Source organism: Flavobacterium sp. F52 (assembly GCF_000278705.1).
Taxonomy (GTDB): Bacteria; Bacteroidota; Bacteroidia; order Flavobacteriales; family Flavobacteriaceae; genus Flavobacterium; species Flavobacterium anhuiense.
On record NZ_AKZQ01000025.1, the window covers coordinates 1 to 22,407 of the forward strand.

A 22,407-nucleotide genomic window follows, 5' to 3' on the forward strand; every position below is an offset into this window, starting at 1 on the left:
TTATCGGGTTTTCCGATATCCGATTTTAATGGATTTTCAGCTTTCCCACCTCTTTTCTGAGAAGATTTCAGGCTCCAAAGCTTCTTCTTCCATCTTTTTTATTCCCCTAAAGGCACTAAGACGCCAACTCTGATCCTCCTTTTTCCTCTGGAAACCGATTCCCTAGCCCCGATAGGAGCGGAAATCCTTTTTATGGCGGGGTCCGCCATAAAAAGATTGTAGCGGATAGCGGGAAACTGCTCCTAAAAAAAACAAAATCCCAAACTTTCAAATTCCAAATTCCAAAACTGGATACTCTTCACTCCGCTCAGTCTGATAAAAAACACTTATATAATATTATAGATAAAAAGACAAATCCGACAGGTTTGCCTGTCGGATTACATATGCTTAGCTTTATTATCTAATCGAAGCGAATGGCTTTTACTGGAGATATTTTCGTAATTATATATGAAGGAATTAATAATACCAAAAAACAAACAGTAATAGTAAGTAAGTTTAATAGGAGTATATAAATCCAATTTAGATAGACTGGAGCTTGATTGACATAATAATTTTCAGGATTGAGCTGGATTACTCCAAATTGCTGTTGGATTAAAAGAATTGAAATACCTATTAGGTTTCCCCAGAACAACCCTCGTAGAATTAAGTAAAAGGCATTATACAAAAATATTTTACGGACTGACCAGTTATTTGCCCCCATCGACTTTAGAATTCCTATCATCTGCGTTCTTTCTAAAATAAGCACCAAAAGCGCCACTACCATATTAATTGTCGCCACCAAAATCATAACCCCTAAAATGATGACGATATTAAAATCAAACAATTGAAGCCAATCAAAAATATAACTGTATTTTTCTACAATGGTTTTTGTATCGAGATTAGAGGAAGTTGATTCGTAAACTTTATTTCCTACAGCTTTAATTTCATTAAAATCTTTAACAAAAATCTCAAATGCCCCAATTTGATCTTCATTCCATTTATTGATTCTCTGAATATGTCGAATGTCACCAATTATATAAGTAGCATCAAAATCTTGAAAACCTGAATTAAATATAGCCGCAATTTTAAATCGGCGACTATTTGGAAGCTTTCCTTGTTCTTCTTTTATAAAAAAGGTATTGAATTGGTCTCCGATTTTCAAATTTAAGCGATCTGCCAGAAATTTTGAAATAATAACATCTTCATTCAATGCTTTAGTAAAATCTGGCAATTTACCTTCTACAATATATTCCTTAATGTTGTTCCAATCGTAATCAGCACCAACTCCTTTGAAAATGATTCCTTCGAATGCATTTTCTGTTCTAATAATTCCTGCTTTACTTGCGACTGCCTGAATATGGCTAACTTCTGGAACTGATTTAAAATTGGGATAGAAATCTTGTTTCTTCGAAATTGGAACTGTTGTAACTTCTGAATTATTATTATCATAATTAGAAATTATAATCTGACCATTGAATGCCGAAACTTTCTCACGAATCTTTTTCTGCAAACCTATTCCTGTCGCTACCGAAACTATCATCATAATAATCCCGATCGCTATGGCAGAAATAGCAATTTTTATAATGGGCGCCGAAATACTGCTTTTGTAATCTTTTGCAGTAATAAGTCTTTTGGCTATAAAATACTCTAAATTCAAGTTATAAGTTATTTAAATTATTCCTTTCTCAAAAGTACGCCTTAAAAAAGGAAATTTGAGATGTTCTTGTAACAATTGCCAGTTTTGATTTATAAAGGCAATTTCTTTTTCATTTCTTCTACTATATTATATGCCGCTGGACAAATTTCAACGTTTTTCAAAGTTAAGTTTGAAATCTGATAAAATTTGTTTCGATCTGTATGAGGAAACTCACGACAGGCTTTTGGACGAACATCGTAGATCATACAATAGTTTTCATTATCCAAAAAAGTACAGGGAACACTTTTCAAAACATAATCCTTGTCTTCATCAATTCGCAAATACTGATCAATAAATTGTTGTGGCTTTTGTCTAAAATGTTTTGAAATCCTCTCGATATCTGCCAAAGTAAATAATGGCCCCGTTGTTTTACAGCAATTAGCACATTTTAAGCAATCCGTTTTCTTAAATTCAGCATCGTGCAAATCCTGCATAATGTAATCTAAATTTTTTGGCGGTTTCTTTTTAAGCTTATCGAAATACTTTTTATCCTCGTTATGCTTATCTTTGGCTAACTTACTTAAGTTATTTAAAATCTGTTTCAAGTTTAATATTTAAAGTTGATTTGCAAAATTAAACAACTTTGACTTGAAACCTTAAACTTTGAACTAAAACAATGAAAGATCTTTTTGGGAAAGCAATATTTGATTTTTACACCAAAAATTCACCTGAAGACATTATCACCGAAACTTCGATTTCTGAAGAAGACGAAATGAGTGTTGAATATCTTTTCCGCACTTATAATGAGATGCCTAAAATTGAGCAAAAGGCTTTGCAATTGGCTAAAGGAAAAATATTAGATGTAGGATGTGGCGCGGGAAGTCACGCTTTATCATTGCAAAATGAACGCAGTTTAGATGTAACTGCCATTGACATTTCAGAAAAAGCGGTTGAAACCTGTCGTCTTAGAGGTATAAAAAATGCTAAGGTTGAAAATATTCTAGATTTTGAAGGAGAAAAATTTGACACAATCCTGCTTTTAATGAACGGAACAGGGATTTTTGGCCAGCTAAAAAACTGCAACAAATATTTATCTAAATTAAAATCCCTTTTAAATCCTGGTGGACAAATTTTAATTGACAGTTCTGACATCATTTATATGTTTGATGAAGATGAAGACGGTGGGAAATGGATTCCGTCTGAAAATGATTATTATGGCGAACTCGTTTTTAACATTAGCTATAAAGGAGAAAAAGAAGAACCTTTTGACTGGTTATATTTGGATTATAATACGCTTCAAAATGCAGCAATCGCAAATGGTTTAAACTGTGAGCTTATTCTTGAAGGCGAACATTACGACTATTTAGCCAAACTTTCCATTTAAAACAAACCATAAAACCATGAATGAACTAGATTTAGAAAAATTAAAATATCCGATTGGAAAATTTACAGCTCCAGAGCAATATTCTGCAGAATATATTTCTGAAAAAATCAAAGAAATTAAAAATCTCCCTGAAAAACTCACAAAAGAAACAATTCATTTAACTGACGAACAACTGGATACTCCTTATAGACCTGGTGGATGGACAGTAAGACAAGTTATTCATCATTGTGCCGAAAGCCATATGAATTGTTACGTTCGCCTAAAATGGGCTTTGACAGAAAACAATCCCGTAATTAAGCCTTATGACGAAGTGCTTTGGTCTGAATTAAGCGACAATCTGACAATGCCAATCCAACCAACCCTAGATTTACTGAAAGGACTTCATTTCAGATTGGGCTATATAATGCGTAGTTTATCAACATCTGATTTAGAAAAAACTTTTATACATCCTTCTGATAATTCAGAAATTAAAATCAAAAGAATGATCGGAATGTATGCTTGGCACGGAAACCATCATTTAGCACACATTACCGCTTTGAAAAATTATAAAAATTGGAAATAATAAAATGTGTTTACTTTTTACACAGCTTGTATACTTCCATAAAACAGAAAATCTCTTCACTTGAAGAGATTTTCTGTTTTTATGGAATATTAAGATATTTATGCGTTTGCAATGAAACTCTCCATTTTGGATTATTCATAACATAATCAACAATAAGTGGAGTCATCTCTTCCTTTTTGCTCCATTCTGGCTGAAGGAATAAAATTGCATTATCGTTTACTAATTCTGCTTGTTCTTCGGCAAAAATAAAATCGTGCTTATTGTAAATAATCACTTTTAACTCGTGAGCATTGTCATACACTGTTTTTGTTGGAAGCTTATTCTTTTTTGGTGAAAGACAAATCCAATCCCAAGTTCCAGATAACGGAAAAGCACCGGAAGTTTCAATATGCACTTTTAAATTTTTCTCTTTTAAACGTTCTGTCAAAAGCGTCATATCCCAAGACAAAGGTTCTCCGCCAGTTACAACAACTGTATCAGCGTATTTTGCTGCATTTTCAACAATTAAATCTACTTTCGTTGGAGGATGAATCTCGGCATTCCAGCTTTCTTTCACATCGCACCAATGACATCCCACATCACATCCACCAATTCTAATAAAGTAAGCCGCTCTTCCTGTATGCGAACCCTCTCCCTGAATGGTATAAAATTCTTCCATCAAAGGAAGCATTGCTCCTTTATTTACTTCTAATTGTATTTCTTTCGGTAACATTATATTATTTTAAGAGTGCAAAGATAGTCAATAATATACGGAACAAAAAAACCGATAGTTTATTGAACTACCGGTTTTCTATTATTTATAAAAATCTATATTATTTTAAAGATTTTATAGACTGTGTCGCATATGAATTTGCTGGATCTAAAACTAAAGTTTTATTGAAATATTCAACAGCTTTAGCTTTATCTGTATTAGCATAAGCAGCACCAATACTGTTGTAAGCTTCAATAATTTTCTTTGCTACAGCTGGTTTCGCCACTTCTTCAGGACCTTTTGCTGTAATTTTAGTAACGTACTCTTCGTAGTTTTTAATGATCAAATCATCTTTGTCTAACAAAGAGTTGATTCTTGCTTTATACAAGTAAGCTTCATCGTAATTAGGAGCTGTAGTTAAAATTTTGTCAAAAGCTGCATCTGCTTTTCCTAAAGCTACAGCATCACGGCTTTCTTTTGGTTTACTAGCGTTACCGTAGTATAAAGAAATTCCATAATAAACACTGTCATCTAAGTAATTTTTAGACTCTGGGTTACTTGCTCCAAGCTCAAAGATAGCAGCTGCTTGTGCATATTGTTTTTTACCGAATAATTCTTTTCCAAAGTCTGCAAATTCTTCAACTACTAAAGGCTCCAATTCAACAGCTTTTTTGATATCAGCTAAACCTGCATCAAAAGCAGCTTGATTTATTGTACCATCAGCAGCTGTTCCTTTTTTAATTTTAGCCAATCCTAAGTAATAGTAATCTCTACCAATAACTTTGTTTCCTGGCGCTTTGATATAATCTTCTATAGATTTAATTGCTACATCAACATTACCATTTTCGTAAGCCGCATAACCTAAATATCTGTAAATTCTAGGATTTACTTTATCTTGAGCAATCATTTTGTTTGCAACAGTTTCTAGCTGTTTGTAATCTTTTACCAAGATTAAGAAATCTGCATGACGCATTTTAGAATCAAGCGAGTAATCTGTCAAACTTAAATACTTCTCGTAGTTTGTAATTGCATTTTGCAAATTAACTTTAGCAGTAGAAGGTTTATTTCTAGCCCATTTGTAATATGTCTCAGCTAATTCTCTGTAAACTGGCCCATAATTAGCATCTAATGCGATAACTTCATTGAATGATTTAATTGCTTCATCATAAGATTTAGCCCCTTTTAATAAGACACCTAACTGCATTTTTGCTCTCAATAAAGTATTGTCAGCAGTAAATGCATCACGGTATGCTTTGTAAGCATCATTTTGATTGTTTGCTCCATAGTATGCGTCTCCAATTGCTAATAATGCTTGTGCATTCTGAGGATCAACTAATAAAGCGCGTTTTAAAACTTCAATAGCATTTTTATAATCTGGATTTTCAGAGTTCATATATGCTCTAGCGATATAAATAAATTCATTTATATCTTTTTTTCTCATGTCTTTAGTAGCTAAAGCAAAATTTGCTTGAGCCGCCGCAGTGTTTTTTGCATCAAGATCTAATTGACCTAAACCAATATAGTTTAAGTTTTTCTTATCTGAAGCCTGCAATCCATTATTGTAATAGATTTTTGCAGAGTCAACAACAGATTGGTTTAAATAAACATTCCCTAGAACAAAATTAGCTTCACCATCAGATGGTTTTGCTTTAATAATTGATTTAAGTATGTTTTTTGCTTTATCAAATTGTTCAGCATCAATTGCCTTCTTTGCTTGGTTGATGTCTTGCGCTTTTGCCGCAGTGGCCGAGGCAACTAATGCAAGACTAAAAATTTTAAATTTATTCATCTTTATCGTAATTAATTTATTCTTTATCTTTTATAATTTCACTTCTAATTTTCAGCTTACGCCCTGGAGTTTTATATGGCAGTAAACCTGATTTCAAGACTATACGCTGTCCAATATCTCCAGCTATGAATGAAGCAAACCCCATTCCAAGCCCTGAATAACCTTGACAATTGATAATAAACAAATCACGTGCCAAAGGATATTTATCTAATGCCAAGTCCGTTTGTGTAGGGCTATAGTAATTATTACTATTTAATCCTTTTACACTTAAAACATTTATTCTTTTAATTGTTTCTGTCATGTCTGGTGTTGGCTGGTATAGCCAATTTACTCCAATAACACCAATCATTCCATCATTTTCAGAAACAAATTTTATTACTTCGTTATTTGTTTTAAAAGAGAAAACGCCAGCTTTTGGAACTTCATTCACCTTGGCTAAATCTTTCATGTAGCGAACAGTACTTGAATTAGGATTATCAAAAACGAGTCCTTTAATTTTACCATCCGGTTTCCCCTGAATAAAATCGATTACACTTTTCAACGCAATAAGAGTATCATTATTGCTTTTGTTTGAAATAAAAGCAACTGCATCACGTGCAAAAGGCGTCACTCTCGGATTAATCTTGCTTTTTTCAAAACGAGTCTTCTCTTCCGGAGTCAGATCTCGAGTTGTGATGACAACTTTAGCTTTTTGATTTAATAAATCATTAATTACTTCAGCTTCTGATTTGGGCTTTACTGTAATTTTTGCATCATAGTAAGTCCCTTCAAAAACAGCAACCTGATCGTCTACGATTTGTTTTACAGTTTCATCAACTGTAATATCAAGTGATCCTTTTAAAATGGTTTCTTTTTCAGCTTCATTTTTGCTTTTTTGGTTGCACATCGCAAACAAAAAGACAAAAACCATCAAACCTAAAGCCTTACTATATTTCAACATAATTATTCTTTTGAATTAATTAATCTTAAAAATCTTATTCCAGAATATACAATCAGCAAACCTCCAAATGCATATCTGTATTTAGGTTCCATATTCAATGGGAGTTTTTCCCAAAACATAATCATTAAACCGAGTACAAGATATATTAAAAAAAACAGTATTCCTAAAACAAGAAGAAATCGCTCTTTGAGCGATTTCTTCTGAATATTATTAAGCATATCTTTTAACATTATTCTGCAGATTGAATAGTAATAGGAAGAGAGTATAATACCCTAACTTTTTTACCATTTTGCTCGCCGGGAGTCCATTTTGGACATTTCTTAAGAACACGAATTGCTTCTGCTCCTGTTCCGTAACCGATATCTCTTAAAACTTTAATATCTGTTAACGACCCGTCTTTTTCAACTACAAACGTAACGTAAACTTTACCTTTTAAACCTTCTTCTTCTGGAGTTTTGTAGTTGTTTCCTACGAATTTGTAGAATTTATCAATACCCCCTGGGAAATCTGGTTTTACTTCGATACCTGCTGTGTTGTATACAGTGTTATCTTCTTGAACCACCTCTGCTACTGGTCCTTTACCAACTGGCTCATCAACAGTTAAAACTGCATCTGGATCTCCTTTGATAGTCTCAGCACCAACTTTTTTGTCTTTTAAGTCAACAATTTTTGGTGGATCTTCAGTTACTTCCTCAGCTTTTGCAACCACAGGTTTTACGAATTTAACCTGATCCACTTTTGGTGGCGGCGGCGGTGGCGGTGGTGTATTTGGTTTAATTTCCTCTTTTTTCTTTGGAGGTAATTTTACCGTTGCAATCTTAATATCGTTATTTACCTCTTCTTCTTGAGAATCTGGTAAGAAACTTGCAATAAGAGGAGCAGCAACTGCAAAGCTAAAGATAAGTGAACCGATCACAAGCGCTTTCACAGTTGTTTTCCCGTTCGATTTTCTCAGCTCGTATGCTCCATATATCTTATTACGCCCTTCGAATACGATATCAAGCCACTGATTTTTTATAATATCTAATTTCATTTTTCTTGATTTTTAAGTTGACAAAACTAAGATCACTCTTATTTTTTATCTATCAATTTCGTTTCCTCTGGTGTAAACTCTGGAACAATCGCATAAGTTTCAACTCCAGTGATAGCCATCTCATCCAAAATGTCAACCAAATTACGGTAATTTGATTTCTTAGTTGGTTTAATAATCACGATGATTCCGTTTTTAGGTTTTCCTAAAGCTGTAGAATAAGCTAAAACATTTTTTTTCTGTTTTAGCAATTCTTTACGGATACCATCTTTACCATATGCAATGTCTTTTGGCCCAACTTTCGGTGTCGCTAATAATCCCATATAGTAAACCATTTTATTATCGCCACCTAACATTACTGTCATAGTACGATTTTCGTCTACTTTGGTATCCTTCGTTTCGGTATCTTTATCATCTTTGTTTGGCAACGACAAATCCATCGATTGAGGTTTTGACAACGAAGTAGTTAACATAAAGAATGTAATCAATAAGAATGCCAAATCCACCATCGCTGTTAAATCGACTTTCGAATTCTGCTTTTTGCTTCTTACTTTACCACCTTTACCACCACCGCCGTCGCCGGTATTTAATTCAGCCATTTTAGTGTATATTTTTTAATTAAAAGTCTTTCCCTCTCGTACCTGTAACTAAGTTAAAGGAATTGATTTTCTGATCTTGTAAGATATCCATAATCTTTTTGATTTTTGGATACTCTTCCTTCGCATCTCCCTTAATAGCAATCTGCAATTCTTTGTCATCTAAATCAATTGTAGCTCTTCTAGAAATTAGAAGCCATTCTTTTAATTGATTATCTAATGAGTCCAAAGGAATTCCAGGTTGATTTGCTTTGGTTCTGTCCGCCGCTTTCATATCAATGATCTGCTTTAAACCTGTAACTGGCACACCGAAGTCGTCCATCAATGCAAATTTGGTTTTATCTTCTTCAGAGAAATTAATACCATATTTTGCACCAATTCCTTCAAGAGTTCTTTTACGAATCTCTCTTCCTTTGATGTCAAAAAATACTTTTCCTTTTCCTACTGTAATAATTGCCAAATCAGAATCTGGTAATTTAGTTTGTACAGTAGATGCAGGCGTATCTACAGGAAGTGCCTCTGGCACTTTAGCAGTAGCGGTCAAAATAAAGAACGTTAGCAAAAGGAACGCTACATCACACATCGCAGTCATATCTGTCGATGTAGACTTTTTTTTCATTTTTATTTTAGCCATTATCTTTTATTTTATTTTTTTGATAAATAAATATCAAAAATTAATTATTGTCTTAAACTTCCTCTGAATTTTCTGTAAGTATTAACGATTGTAGTACCAGCCTCATCGATAGAGTAAGTTAAATCGTCAATTTTAGCAGTAAAGAAGTTGTAAGAAACAATTGCTAAGATAGAAGTAGAGATACCTGTAGCAGTGTTGATAAGTGCCTCAGAGATACCTGTTGCAAGAGCAGCTTGGTCAGGAGTACCAGCAGAAGCTAACGCACCAAACGCTTTAATCATACCAGATACAGTTCCTAATAATCCTCCTAATGTACCTAAAGATACTAAAGTAGAGATAATAGTCATGTTTTTCTCTAACATTGGCATTTCTAATGAAGTTGCCTCTTCAATTTCTTTGTGGATTACTTCTGAAGCTTCTTCGCTGTTGAATCCTTCTTTTTTAACATCTTGGTATTTTACTAAAGCTGATTTAATTGCGTTTGCAACTGAACCTTGTTGTTTGTCGCAAGAAGCGATAGCAGCTTCGATGTTTCCTTCTTTAATACTTCCTTGAACACTTTTCATGAATTTGTCAAGGTTAGTTTTTCCAGCAGCTTTACCGATAACAATAAATCTTTCAATAGAAAAAACAACAACCATTAAAAACATACCTAATAATACTGGTACGATGAAACCTCCTTTATATACTTGTCCTAATGTATTGATTGGATGTCCTGTTTCTGGATTACCTCCTTCGAAGTTCGCAGAATCCCCCATGATTACTTTCCAAATAAACACCCCTACTAAGATACACGCTACAATAATGATTCCTGTGATCATTCCTCCGCCATTTGAAGTGCTTTCTTTTTTAACTTTAACGTTTGCCATTTTTTTTAATTTTAATAGTTTTAAATAATTTTTATTTTTTAGTTATATTTAACTTGTAGAGGAGCAAATTTATACGTTTAGTTTAAATAAAAAAACTTTTTTTAATTTAATTGACCGAAATTTAACTTCAAATTAAAAAATATCTCATTAAATTGGCCGCATCATTTTTTAGATAAAACAAAAAAAAGGACGATAATTAGAAAAATTACAACGTTTTAGTAAATATTCAAAGATTCCTTTGATATCTTCTTAAAAAGCTGAGAATTTTTTTTTTATTAATTTTTCAATCAAAAAAAGCTTTTTCTTACTAAAAAAAACCACATAAAAAGCGCCCAAAAACAAAGCAATATTCATAACAATCTAAATTACAAATAAAAACATGAATAAAAAAGAGAATTTTATTGCAGACATTAATACTGGGTGCTCATCTAAGGGAGACAGCATCATACTTGGAGGCGCAATTCTTGATGGTGAGCCAATTGCAGAAGCGCATGTCAAAATTCCACTAAAAACTTTAAATCGTCACGGGTTAATTGCTGGCGCAACTGGAACAGGAAAAACGAAAACAATTCAGGTTTTTTCTGAACAGCTTTCTAATGCAGGAATTCCTGTACTGATGATGGATATTAAAGGAGACTTTAGTGGTATTGCAAAAGAAGGTAAAGAAGAAGGTTTTATTACAGAACGTCATGCTAAAATTAATATACCTTATAATGTAGCAGCATTTCCTGTTGAACTGATGTCCTTATCCAAACAGAATGGAGTACGCCTTCGCGCCACTGTTTCTGAGTTTGGACCTGTTTTATTTTCTCGAATTTTAGATTTAAATGATACTCAAGCCGGGGTTGTTGCGGTTATTTTCAAATACTGTGATGATAACAAGATGCCTTTATTGGATTTAAAAGACATTAAAAAAGTAATTAATTATATTACTGAAGAAGGCAAAGACGAAATCGCTGCCAGTTATGGAAAAATTTCGACTGCCACAACTGGAACTATTCTTAGAAAGATTATAGAATTGGAACAGCAAGGCGGTGATTTGTTTTTTGGTGAATTGTCTTTTGAGACTGATGATTTGATGCGAATTGATGAAAACGGAAAAGGTTATGTAAATATCATCCGCTTGACGGATATTCAGGATAAACCAAAATTATTCTCGACTTTTATGTTAAGTCTTTTGGCCGAAATTTATCAGAAGATGCCAGAAAAAGGAGATGCAGATCAGCCTGAATTGGTAATCTTTATTGACGAAGCACATTTAATTTTTAATGAAGCCAGCAAAGCACTTTTAGAGCAGATTGAAACAATCGTAAAATTGATTCGTTCAAAAGGTGTCGGACTTTATTTTGTTACCCAAAATCCAATGGATGTTCCAAGCGGTGTTTTGGCTCAGTTAGGATTAAAGATTCAGCATGCGCTAAGAGCTTTTACAGCAAATGATCGTCAGGCGATTAAAAAAACAGCGGACAACTACCCTACTTCTCCTTATTATAAAACAGACGAATTATTAACGAGTTTAGGAATTGGAGAAGCTTTGGTAACAGCATTAAACGAAAAAGGTATTCCAACTCCTCTTGTGGCGACCATGATGCGTGCACCAATGAGCCGAATGGATGTTTTATCTCAATCTGAAATTGATGAAATAAACGGCAAATCGAAATTAGTTAAGAAATACGCTGAAGAAATTGATCGTGAGAGTGCTTTTGAAATTTTAAACAAAAAACTGACGGAAGCAGCAGAAGCCGCAGCTCAGCAAGAAGAACAAGCTCCTGCCAAATCAACAAAAGCAGGGCCAAGCACTACAGAAGTTGTTACAAAATCTGTTTTGAAAGTAGTAACAAGCGCTACTTTTATAAGAGGTGTTTTTGGGGTTCTGACTAAAATATTTAAGAAATAAAAAAAACTAAACCATATAAGTTCTATAAGTTCATTTAATTTATTTGCAACGCATTTATACTGACTTAAATAACTTATATGGTTTAAAAATTTTATCTATTTTCTAATAACTCCAGAATCTTATTTTCTACTTCTGCTCCATCCCAAATGTTTTCGATATTTTCCATTTTAAGAACTTCTTCCATAATTCCGTTTTGATAATCTCCGATTGCTAAAGCTTCGGCATATGGTCGATCACTGAAAGTAACACGGCTATAAAGAGGAATCCACTTGTCTGGATGTTTATCTGAGAAGACTTTTTCTATTTTCTTTTGCAGCAAGAATTTTTCATCTGCTGTTTTGGTACTCATCTCTAAGAAATTTCGATACGAAAGTTCTGCAATGGCATCTGCATTGGGTTTTCTTGAGATTTGATATTCTGTAAATATTTTTTTCCAATCGTCTTGGTACTTTTCAATCATTTCGCTCAAAACGGTGATATCTTCAAATCCAGCATTCATACCTTGTCCGTAAAAAGGAACAATAGCATGACAAGCATCTCCAATCAAAGCAATTTTGTTTTCGTACGTCCAAGGGAAACATTTCATGGTAACCAAAGTACTAGTTGGATTTTTAAAGAAATCATTTGCCAGTTCTGGAATTACTTCAATAGAATCTGGGAAATTTTTCTCGAAGAAATCTTCAACCATTTTACGGTCGGTTAGCGATTCAAAAGAATTTTCTCCTTCAAAAGGCATAAACAGAGTACAGGTAAAACTTCCATCAAGATTAGGGAGCGCAATTAACATGTATTCGCCTCTTGGCCAAATATGAAATGAGTTTTTATCTAATTTATGCGTTCCGTCTGGATTTGCTGGAATATTTAATTCTTTATAACCCATATTTAAAAATTCCTGAGAATAATTAAACATGCTCTGACGCTGCATTCTGTGACGAATTCTAGAAAAAGCCCCATCGGCACCAAAAACCATATCAAACTTTCTTTCTTCCCACTCTCCCCTTTCGCTTTCGCCAATATGAAGTGTTGCATCGTTTAAAGTAACATCCCAAACTTTTTGTTCAAAATGAAATTCGGCTCCTGCTTCTTCAGCAAGATCAATCATTTTTCTGTTTAATGTTCCTCTTGAAATAGAATATATGGATTCTCCTTCTTGTCCGTAATTCTGAAAATTGAGTTTGTCTACCAAATGAATCGCGCGTTTATCCATCGGAATTGCAATTTCTCTAACTGCATCGCCTACACCAACTGCATCCAAAGCTTTCCAGCCACGGTTGGACATTGCTAAATTAATAGAACGGCCAGAAAAATTTATATTTCTAATATCGGGGCTGCGGTCATAGACATGAACAGTGTGACCAGCTCTTTTAAGATAAATTGCCAGAAGCGACCCTACAAGTCCAGAACCAACAACTGCAATTTTTAATGATGTTTGCATCGAGGAAAATCTAATATTGGGTCGTAAAAATAACTAATAATTGTACATGAGCCTTAAAATAAACGAACAAATGTTGTAAATATTCATTTCCGAAGATTTACCTCGTTTTTTAGTAATTTAAAAATATAACAAAATGTTATTTTATTAAATTTATTTACAAAAATTAAACAATTAGTTTTGTGCTAAATTATTCCATAAGTTAAACTCAAAATTCATGAACAGCGAAATTCTAAAGTCAGACATTATATTAGAAAATGAAATAGTGCTTTTAGTCCCATTTGAAAGCAAAAGAAACATAGAACTCAAGGAAATTATTTTTGATGATGAAATCTGGAAGTATATGGGAATGTATGTTCGTAACGATGAAGATTTTGAAAACTATATAAAAAGTACATTAAAACAAAAAGCAGACGGAATTTGTTATCCATTTCTTATTATTGACAAAGCCACAAACCGAGTTGCTGGAAGCACGCGTTATGGTTATTTGAATCACGCAAGCCAAAAATGTGAAATTGGGTGGACGTGGTACGGCAAAGATTTTCAGGGAACTGGTTTAAACAAAGCGTGTAAATATGAATTATTGAATTTTGGTTTTGAAAATATTCAATTTCGAAGAATACAATTCAGTGCCGATCTTGAAAATTTAAGATCTCAAAAAGCTATTGAAAAATTAGGCGCCGTAAAAGAAGGCGTTTTTAGAAACAATTATGTCGATTCTGAAGGGAAAAGTAAAGATGATGTTTATTTCAGTATTATTTTGGAAGAATGGCAGAATAGTAAACGAGATAATTTTGGAGAGTTTGTTTAAAACAATAACTCAGAAAAACTGTATTTTAGTCTGCGATTTTAAACTATTACATCACAGACTAAAATGCAGTTATACTCCGAACATTATGTAAATTCTAAAACGGAACGATTCGTCAATAAAATTTGGTGTTTGGACAACAGCATTGGCGAAAGCCTGATCGAAAACAAACTTGTTCTGCCAAACGGCTGTTTCAATCTCGCTTTTGTAACTGGAAATTCCATCGAAGTTCATACGAGTAAAGCCAAATATGAGATGAACGAAGGTGTTTACTTTTGTTCGCAAATGACTAATAAAGTTCTGGTCAATATTTATCCGAAAACAAAAGTTACCATCATTCAGTTTCATACATGGACACTTTCGATGTTTCCTAAATATGATTTGAGCAATTTTACCGATTCCATCATCAAAATTAATCCCGAAGAGCTACCCTTTAAAATTCAGATTGGCTCCGATATAGAAATTATATTAAATACAATAAATACTTATTTTGAAGCTTTATCTGATTTGCATTCAGAGAAAAATACCATTGAGAAAATCTGTGAGATTATAAGGCTTCATCAAGATGAAATCTCGGTTTCAGAAATCGGAAAACTATTAAATTCATCACAGCGATTGCTTCAGATTAAGTTTAAAACGGCAACTGGATTAACAATTAAAAAATATATTCAAATTTTAAAGTTTCGAAAATCTGTTGATCAAATGGTTAATTCTGATTTAGAAAAATTAAAACTGACCGATATTGCGCTTTACAATAAATATTTTGATCAATCCCATTTTATAAGAAAGTTTAAAGATGTAACGAAAATTACTCCGAAAACATTCGATCCAAATTCATATTTTCTTTCTCATAAAAGATAAGTTTTCGCATTTGTACAATTTTGCGAGTTTTGATTGAATTACTTTTGTTGAATCAATCAAATAATCAATCACAAATGAAAATTAATCAATCTAATATTAAGCTAAAATTTCTTTTAATTGGAATTTTCTTTATCCAAACCCAACTTGGGTTTTCTCAAGAATCTAAAAATTCCATTTTGTATAAAACCATTATGGCAAAAGACAGTCTTCTCTTTGACATCGGTTTTAATACTTGCGATATAAAACAATTTGAAAACTTATTTAGTGATGAACTTGAATTTTATCATGACAAAGACGGGTTTTCAAATAAAGCAGATTTTTTAAAAAGTTTTAAAAACGGATTATGCGGTTCGCAAGAAACGTATCGATCAAGAAGAGAATTGGTTGCAGGAAGCACTGAGATTTATCCTTTATACAAAAAAGGTGCTTTGTACGCCGCAATACAAATTGGCATTCATCAGTTTTATGAAACTACTGCCACAAAAGGAGAACCTTTATTAAAGAAAAACGAAAAACTTGTAGGCAAAGCCAAATTTACCCATTTGTGGATTTTAGAAAATAATGAGTGGAAATTAAAACGAGCTTTAAGCTATGATCATTCTGCTGTAAACTCGAAGCAATAGACTTAATTTAATCATTATGCTAAAATTATTTATCCTTGTATTATTGTATATAAGCAAAATTCTAACGGCTTAATTTACCTAAAAATATTTGTTAGTTATGAGCATAGACCCGCGTAAAAGTTGCTTTGGTCTGTGCTCTGATTTTTTATATTCTGAAAAAAATAAAAAAAACTGCTTTTTGTTGAAACCAAATCGCAAATCAATCGTCTAAAATTCTAGGACATTTATTTATTCAGTAAAAAAACATATTTTTGATTTAATATACTGAATATCTTTTTGTTGCAAAGTTTCAATCATCAATCAAAAAGCGAATCAATTTCACCAATCTTAAAAAACATAATCAATCCATTATGAAAAAATCAATCAAACTTATTGCACTTTTTGTTGCCTTCCAGCTTACGGCATTCAGCACATTTGCTCAAGATAAAGCGCAGCAAATCGAACAGCTTTTAAACAAATACAATGAATACGGACAATTTAACGGTTCTGCTTTAGTAGCCGAAAACGGAAAGGTAATTTTTAAAAAAGGATTTGGCTCTGCCAACATGGAATGGAATATCCCGAATCAGCCTGATACTAAATTCAGATTGGGTTCAATCAGTAAACAATTTACTGCTCTTTTGATTGTAAAACTGGCAGAAGAAGGAAAAATCAAACTAGATGTTCCTATTACTAGTTATCTTCCGGATTATCCAAAGGAAAATGGCGATAAAATTACGATTCATCATTTATTGACTCATACCTCTGGAATTCCAAATTATACCAATGCACCAAATTTTCTAAAAGAAAAAGCAAGAAATCCTTATACTCCAGAAGCTTTTGTAAAAACATTTTCTAATCTTCCGCTAGATTTTGCTCCGGGGGAAAAGTTTAATTACAGCAATTCGGGTTATTTCTTATTAGGATACATTATCGAAAAAATTACAGGCAAAACATACGAGCAGAATTTACAGGAAACGATTTTCACGCCTCTAAAAATGGTTAATACCGGTTACGACCATAGCGAAGTTATTATAAAAAACAGAGCTGCCGGTTATGAAAAAGAAGGAAAGAAAATTGTCAATGCCTCTTATCTTGACATGAGTATTCCGTACGCCGCTGGATCTTTATATTCTACTGTAGAAGACTTGTATTTATGGGATCAGGCACTTTATACCAATAAACTGCTTTCTGAAAAATCAATGGAATCTTTATTTAAACCTTACATTAAAGCTTGGAATGGTTTTTACGGATACGGGTGGTCAACTTATGATGTTCCAAACGGAAACGATAAATTGACTGTTGTGGAGCACGGAGGTGGTATCAATGGATTTAATACCATTATTTCTCGAATTCCTAAAGACAAAAATCTTGTTGTTTTATTGAATAACACTGGCGGAACTGTTTTAGGCGAAATGAATACTGCAATTCGTGCTATTTTATACAATCAGCCATTTAATCAGCCCAAAAAATCATTGGCTCTTGATTTATTAGATATTTACAATGAAAAAGGTGCTACAGCAGGAACAGAAGCTTACAAAAAGCTAAAAAGCGATCCAACCTATGCCATTAAAGAAGGTGACATGAATAGAGTTGGATATCAATTATTGCAGACTGGAAAAAAGAAAGAAGCGATTGAAGTTTTCAAAATCAATGTAGAAGCTTTCCCTAAATCTGGAAATGTTTATGATAGTTTAGGTGAAGCGTATTTAGCTGATGGAGACAAAAAATTAGCGATGGTCAACTATAAAAAATCTGTTGAATTGGATCCTACAAATGAAGGCGGGAAAAAAGTTTTGGAAGAGCTTTCTAAAAAATAAAGGCAAATAATTGTAGATTAAATTCTTATAAATGGCTCCGAAAAAGTAGATATAAAATCTATTTTTTCGGAGCTTTTTTGTTACAACTTGGGACATCCAAATTCGGTGAATTATTTTTTTTAAATGCTATTTTAGCTCACCCAAAATAACTTAATCACCTATGAAAAATCTAAAAAATCACAGTTTCTTAGCTGTATTGGTATGTCTTTTTATTTCTTCTAAATCTTTATCACAAAACAGTCAGCCGCTGATGCCAAGTCAGCAAAATAAGATTATAATTGATAAAATTGTTGAGGCAACTCGCTACAAAAATTATGTGATTGATTTTTGTTTATCTAAAATAAATGAAGCTTCAGCAAAAGAAGGTTGGAACGAACAAAAAGCGATGGAAATTACGCAAAGTATCAATTACAAAAATTTCAGAGATGCCATCTACAATAGTTTTGTTGTTTTTGACGAAGTTGAATTGGAAACTTTATTAAAAGCTTACGAAAAAGACACCGCTTATCAGTCCCAAAATGTAATGACCAATAATAAAGTGCTTATTAATAATCTAAACATTTTTGCTGATGATATTGTGAAGGGGAAATATGTTTCTAAATAAGATACTAAGGTTCTAAGTTTTTTTGTGCGCTTATCTTTGTCAAAGTTTGAAACTTTGACAAAGATTGTAACCTGAAACTTGAAACTTTGAAAGCAAAAACTATTTCTTCGGTTTCAAAACCAATTTCGTTGAAGTCTTTATGATTTTGTTTTTGTTTAGTTTCATTTTTCTGAACTTTCCTTCATTGTACATTTCGGCCTGATCGTCGTAATGTTTGCTGAAAGGATTTCCAGATTGTCCAGTTGGTAAGATACTCCAACTGTTTTCGACATCGGCAAAATCGACGATTCTTCGTGTTGATGGCCCACCCTTCGTGTAATATTTCCCTTCATCATTAAATCCGAAGAATAAATTATTGATTACTTCATTTGAACCTGGAGAATTAAACGGCCCAACATTAAACAATCCGCGAAGCGCTTTGACTTTTCCTAATGGATGTTCGTGTTCTACAGTATGCACTTTTCCCCAATTCCATTCTGCAATATTTTCTCCTAACTGATTTTGCAAAGCAATAACAGCATCGTGAAATGATTTTGAAACAACGTCTGTTCTAGTTTCTTTCACATTTTTGGTTTTGATATTATCCCACCAAACCGAATTTTCGTTTTTTATTTGGTTCGCAATGACTTGTTTCCCGAGAGAAATTCCTAAAAATAAATTGAAATTGTCTTTGCCCATTTCATCCTCAAATGTATTTTTCAAATACAGATAAATCCATTTGTTGTAAATCGTCGGTGCAACATCTTCAATATTTGTTGTTCCTTTCCAAGATTTTAAAACTTTCAAAACTTCATTTTCATTATTAGAAAGCGGTTTATTACCTAAACTTGCCATCAAATTTTTAACTACCTCAACAGCAACATCAGAAGTATTATCATAAATCATTTTGCTGATAGCTTCCTTATCCCAATCAGATTTTGCATCTAAAATTCCTGAGATTCTTTTGGCGCGATCTTCTGGCAGATAATATCCTGGATATAAATAGCCATTATCTATAGCTTCCGGCTGATTATTCGCAGAATACACATATCCCCAAACTGGGTTTTCAGCTGATGGATTTTCTTCAAAATCTAAAAATTTGGTAATATCATCTTTACCGCTTGAACCGTCTAAAATTAAATGTGTATTAACACCTTCATTATGTCGGTACAATTTCCCGCTCGCCCACCAAGCCACATTTCCTTTAGCATCGCCATACATTACATTCAATCCAGGCGCAGCAATTAAACTCACAGATTTTTTAAAATCAGTAGTGTTTTTAGCGTGAGAAAGACCGTAAGCCGCGTCTAAAATCTGAATCGGTTCTCTTGTGTATGTCCAAGACATTGCAATCGGATTTTTCTTTTCCAAACGATCGATAAAATCATTCATAACTGGACCATGACGTGTAATTTTAACTGCCAAAACAACATCTGAAGAATCTTTAACTTTTATCGTTTTTTTTCTAATTTCATATTTACCGAAACCTATCGGAGTCTGATATTGAGAAGCATCATCAGCTTTATTTTTTTCTTGATAAAAATCGATATCATCATTTTCAAACATCGTTAAACCGTAAGCGTAATCTCTGTTATGAGCCAAAAGCGGAAATGGAGTTCCTGCCAAATAACAGCCATATAATTCATGTTTTGGTGTTACAATATGCGCTTCATACCAAGTTGCAGGCTGCGAAAACCCAATATGCGGATCATTAGCAAAAATAACTTTTCCTGTTTTCGATTTGTGCGGACCAACAACCCAGCTGTTACTTCCAACAAATGGCGGAATCGGAGATTGATCCAACATGGCGGTTATAGATTTTGAAATCTCGGTATATTCCTCACTTTTCCCTTTTGAAATTTTAATTCTGGTAGTATTAAATTCTCCTTCAATACCTAAATCTTTCAAATAAGCAACGCCGTATTTATTTTTAATATCTGTCAATAATGGATCTGTTTTCTGAGCCATAGCAAAACTAAAAGACATATAACCAAAAATATTATAAACGTCTTTTATGGTAAACTTCTGTTTTTTTACACCAACCAAAGTAAATTCTATCGGAGTTACTCCTTCTTCGAGATATTGATTAATTCCGTCCAGATAAGCTTGAGTGAGTTTATAGCTTTCGCTGTTTTTATCCAATTTTGCAATGGCTTTCGCCGAAGCTTCTTCAATTCCGATTCCAGCAAAAAATTTATCATTCTTTAGCGCAACTCCACCAAAAATTTCAGAAAGACGTCCTGGCGCAATTCGTCGTAATAATTCCATTTGCCACAATCTTTCTTGCGCATGCACATAACCAAGTGCCGTCATGGCATCTTTTTCAGAATCTGCATAAATATGAGGCACTCCAAAATCATCAAAATAGACCGTAGTTTCTTTATTAAGATTTTTTAATTCTAATGAGCCCTCGTATTTAGGCTTTAAATGAAAAATATAAGCGCACAAACCAATCGCAAGAATTACTATAAGAACCAATAAGGCCAACAGGATTTTTTTAATTATTCTCATATTCTGAAAAAGGATGAAATTTGTAATAATGTAATTTTTCTAAAAAATCTTATAAGAGACAGCCGTCTTTAAAACTCTAAATTTATGTATTTAAAATTAATACTATAAATGTCAATCTATAAAAAAATAGCGATTGTAGTAATTTCTCTGCTAGTTATTGCAATTCTTGCCAACATCGGGTTGAATTACTGGATAAAAAAACAGCTTCCAATCATTATTCACGAAAAAAATAAAACCGCATATAATATCAATTATGAAAAAATAGAAGTATCCCTTTTTTCTAGAAATATCAATGCACAGACTTTGCTGGTGAGTCCGAAAAACGAGCCTAAAGACAGTAAAAATGGGCTTTTTTCAAAAATCGAATCCGTCACCATAAAACACTTCAACATTTGGGATTTGGCTTTTCGTGACATCATTCAGGCAGAAAGCATCATTATCAATAAACCACGAATCATTTTATACAAAAAAGGCGAAAAATTAATCAATAACAGTAAAAGCATTGAAAAAGAAATTATTGATCCGTTTCGAAAAATTATTGCGGTTTCGAATATTTACCTCAACGACGGATCTGTTGATGTTGTTTCTCTAGATTCTGAAAAACCTATTTTCAGCGTTAAAAAAATCCTTTTAAAACTAGAAGGCATTTTAATTACTGATGCTACTTTGAAAGAAAAAATTCCACTCCGATATAAAAAATATGCTTTGGTTTGTGACAGTTTGTTTTATAGGCCAAATGGTTTCTATTATATCAATATTGGAAAAATAAGTACCGAAAAGAATTTTTTAAAAATCAATAATTTCTCTAATCTTCCTCAATTTGAACGATATGAATTTATAAAAAGACTCGACAAAGAAAAAGACATTTACAATTTAAAATTTGATTCAGCTCAGGTTGAAAAAATGGATTGGGGATTTAAAAATAATCGCTTTTATTTCAAAGCCAATTCGCTTGTGATCAATCATTTTGACGCCAATATTTATCGCGGAAAAATGCTAAAAGACGATCCAAGCAAAAAATATCTGTACAATCACTTACTGCGAAATCTAAAATTTCCGCTGCAAATTGACACACTTCAGGTTTTGAAATCAAAATTAGTTTACGAAGAAGAACTTGATGTTGCCAAAGGCCCTGGAGTTTTAACTTTTGATAAGTTCAATCTTCAGGCAACTAATTTGCGAAGTGGTTTTGGCTTAAAAAAAACAGATGATGTAAAAATAAAAGTCAAATGTATTTTTATGAAAAATTCTCCTCTTGATGTCGATTGGCGTTTTAATGTTCTGGACAAAAGTGACGGATTTCATATTCAAGGCGTAATTTCAAATTTTGATGTTCGAGGAATGACGAGATTTACCAAACCGTATATCAATACGACTTTTACCGGCACTTTCAATAAATACCGATTTAATTTCTACGGAAACGATAATGGATCAAAAGGAAATGCTTCTCTAGATTACGATGATCTCAAAGTAAAATTATACAAGAAAAAAAATCCTGAAAAAGAAGCCAAACTTAAAACAGCTGTTGCCAATTTATTAGTCAAAAACGATTCGAAAGACAAAGCCAAAACTGCAGAAGTTGAAGTAGAACGGCTTCAAGACAGATCATTCTACAATCTTTTGTGGAGAAGCATTGCGGAATCTTTGAAGAAGATTTTGATTTAGTTTTTTGCCCCGAATTCACGAATTAGCTCAATTTTTTGTGACTATTTAATTCTAATTACACAAATCAAAAGAATAAAATTCGTGAATTTGTGGCGGAAAAACCTTTTCCATAATGCCG

General features: G+C 33.0%; 21 protein-coding genes. 9 read left to right on the plus strand and 12 right to left on the minus strand.

Annotated elements, in window-relative coordinates; genetic code table 11:
• Nucleotides 1-400: 400 nt before the first annotated feature.
• Nucleotides 401-1,636, minus strand: a complete 1,236-nt coding sequence (locus FF52_RS09540; protein WP_008464965.1) for an ABC transporter permease — start codon at nt 1,634-1,636, stop codon at nt 401-403.
• Nucleotides 1,637-1,725: 89 nt separating this feature from the next.
• Entirely contained in the window at nt 1,726-2,220 is a 495-nt protein-coding gene (locus FF52_RS09545; protein WP_008464966.1) for a YkgJ family cysteine cluster protein, read from the minus strand.
• Between the two features lie 71 nt (nt 2,221-2,291).
• Here FF52_RS09545 and FF52_RS09550 point away from each other — a divergent pair, with 71 nt between their 5' ends.
• Together FF52_RS09550 and FF52_RS09555 are read left to right on the plus strand one after the other, a co-directional pair.
• Nucleotides 2,292-2,999, plus strand: a complete 708-nt coding sequence (locus FF52_RS09550; RefSeq protein ID WP_008464967.1) for a class I SAM-dependent methyltransferase — start codon at nt 2,292-2,294, stop codon at nt 2,997-2,999.
• A gap of 16 nt (nt 3,000-3,015) precedes the next feature.
• Entirely contained in the window at nt 3,016-3,561 is a 546-nt protein-coding gene (locus FF52_RS09555; protein WP_008464968.1) for a YfiT family bacillithiol transferase, read from the plus strand.
• Nucleotides 3,562-3,640: 79 nt separating this feature from the next.
• Here the strand turns inward: FF52_RS09555 and FF52_RS09560 are convergent, their stop codons facing one another.
• The 8 genes from FF52_RS09560 to FF52_RS09595 all read right to left on the minus strand — a co-directional run bounded on the left by FF52_RS09560 (nt 3,641) and on the right by FF52_RS09595 (nt 10,110).
• Nucleotides 3,641-4,273, minus strand: a complete 633-nt coding sequence (locus FF52_RS09560) for a 7-carboxy-7-deazaguanine synthase QueE (protein WP_008464970.1) — start codon at nt 4,271-4,273, stop codon at nt 3,641-3,643.
• A 100-nt stretch (nt 4,274-4,373) separates the two neighbouring features.
• Entirely contained in the window at nt 4,374-6,041 is a 1,668-nt protein-coding gene (locus FF52_RS09565; protein WP_008464971.1) for a tetratricopeptide repeat protein, read from the minus strand.
• A 16-nt stretch (nt 6,042-6,057) separates the two neighbouring features.
• Nucleotides 6,058-6,981 (minus strand): PstS family phosphate ABC transporter substrate-binding protein, encoded by a 924-nt coding sequence (locus tag FF52_RS09570; RefSeq protein WP_008464972.1) that lies wholly within the window; start codon nt 6,979-6,981, stop codon nt 6,058-6,060.
• 2 nt (nt 6,982-6,983) lie between these two features.
• The gene (locus FF52_RS24030) at nt 6,984-7,211 is read right to left on the minus strand and encodes a hypothetical protein (protein ID WP_008464973.1); all 228 of its coding nucleotides are present in this window, start codon (nt 7,209-7,211) and stop codon (nt 6,984-6,986) included.
• Nucleotides 7,211-8,014 (minus strand): energy transducer TonB, encoded by an 804-nt coding sequence (locus FF52_RS09580; RefSeq protein ID WP_008464974.1) that lies wholly within the window; start codon nt 8,012-8,014, stop codon nt 7,211-7,213. The genes FF52_RS24030 and FF52_RS09580 overlap by 1 nt, the downstream gene beginning before the upstream one ends.
• A 38-nt stretch (nt 8,015-8,052) precedes the next feature.
• Entirely contained in the window at nt 8,053-8,610 is a 558-nt protein-coding gene (locus tag FF52_RS09585) for an ExbD/TolR family protein (protein ID WP_008464975.1), read from the minus strand.
• Between the two features lie 19 nt (nt 8,611-8,629).
• Entirely contained in the window at nt 8,630-9,241 is a 612-nt protein-coding gene (locus FF52_RS09590) for an ExbD/TolR family protein (protein ID WP_008464977.1), read from the minus strand.
• 44 nt (nt 9,242-9,285) lie between these two features.
• Entirely contained in the window at nt 9,286-10,110 is an 825-nt protein-coding gene (locus FF52_RS09595) for a MotA/TolQ/ExbB proton channel family protein (RefSeq protein ID WP_008464979.1), read from the minus strand.
• 379 nt (nt 10,111-10,489) lie between these two features.
• Between FF52_RS09595 and FF52_RS09600 the strand changes: the two genes are divergently transcribed.
• The gene (locus FF52_RS09600; RefSeq protein ID WP_008464981.1) at nt 10,490-12,007 is read left to right on the plus strand and encodes a helicase HerA-like domain-containing protein; all 1,518 of its coding nucleotides are present in this window, start codon (nt 10,490-10,492) and stop codon (nt 12,005-12,007) included.
• 91 nt (nt 12,008-12,098) lie between these two features.
• On the opposite strand, the gene FF52_RS09605 is transcribed toward FF52_RS09600, so the two are convergent.
• On the minus strand, nt 12,099-13,442 hold the full coding sequence (locus FF52_RS09605; RefSeq protein ID WP_008464983.1) for an FAD-dependent oxidoreductase: 1,344 nt from the start codon (nt 13,440-13,442) through the stop codon (nt 12,099-12,101).
• A gap of 214 nt (nt 13,443-13,656) precedes the next feature.
• Here FF52_RS09605 and FF52_RS09610 point away from each other — a divergent pair, with 214 nt between their 5' ends.
• From FF52_RS09610 to FF52_RS09630, 5 genes are all read left to right on the plus strand, one after another.
• Nucleotides 13,657-14,250: a GNAT family N-acetyltransferase gene (locus FF52_RS09610; RefSeq protein ID WP_008464984.1), complete on the plus strand. Its 594-nt coding sequence runs from the start codon at nt 13,657-13,659 to the stop codon at nt 14,248-14,250.
• Nucleotides 14,251-14,313: 63 nt separating this feature from the next.
• Nucleotides 14,314-15,108, plus strand: a complete 795-nt coding sequence (locus FF52_RS09615; protein ID WP_035691306.1) for a helix-turn-helix domain-containing protein — start codon at nt 14,314-14,316, stop codon at nt 15,106-15,108.
• Nucleotides 15,109-15,182: 74 nt separating this feature from the next.
• Complete coding sequence (locus FF52_RS09620) at nt 15,183-15,731, plus strand: nuclear transport factor 2 family protein (RefSeq protein WP_008464988.1); 549 nt, start codon at nt 15,183-15,185, stop codon at nt 15,729-15,731.
• Nucleotides 15,732-16,081: 350 nt separating this feature from the next.
• A complete protein-coding gene (locus tag FF52_RS09625) occupies nt 16,082-17,530 on the plus strand; it encodes a serine hydrolase domain-containing protein (RefSeq protein WP_008464990.1) in 1,449 nt (482 codons plus the stop codon).
• Nucleotides 17,531-17,690: 160 nt separating this feature from the next.
• Nucleotides 17,691-18,134 (plus strand): hypothetical protein, encoded by a 444-nt coding sequence (locus tag FF52_RS09630; RefSeq protein WP_008464992.1) that lies wholly within the window; start codon nt 17,691-17,693, stop codon nt 18,132-18,134.
• 99 nt (nt 18,135-18,233) lie between these two features.
• On the opposite strand, the gene FF52_RS09635 is transcribed toward FF52_RS09630, so the two are convergent.
• Nucleotides 18,234-20,624 (minus strand): penicillin acylase family protein, encoded by a 2,391-nt coding sequence (locus FF52_RS09635; protein ID WP_008464994.1) that lies wholly within the window; start codon nt 20,622-20,624, stop codon nt 18,234-18,236.
• Nucleotides 20,625-20,732: 108 nt separating this feature from the next.
• On the opposite strand from FF52_RS09635, the gene FF52_RS09640 reads away from it, so the two are divergent.
• Nucleotides 20,733-22,289, plus strand: coding sequence for a hypothetical protein (locus tag FF52_RS09640; RefSeq protein WP_008464996.1), 1,557 nt, complete (start codon nt 20,733-20,735; stop codon nt 22,287-22,289).
• Nucleotides 22,290-22,407 lie beyond the last annotated feature (118 nt).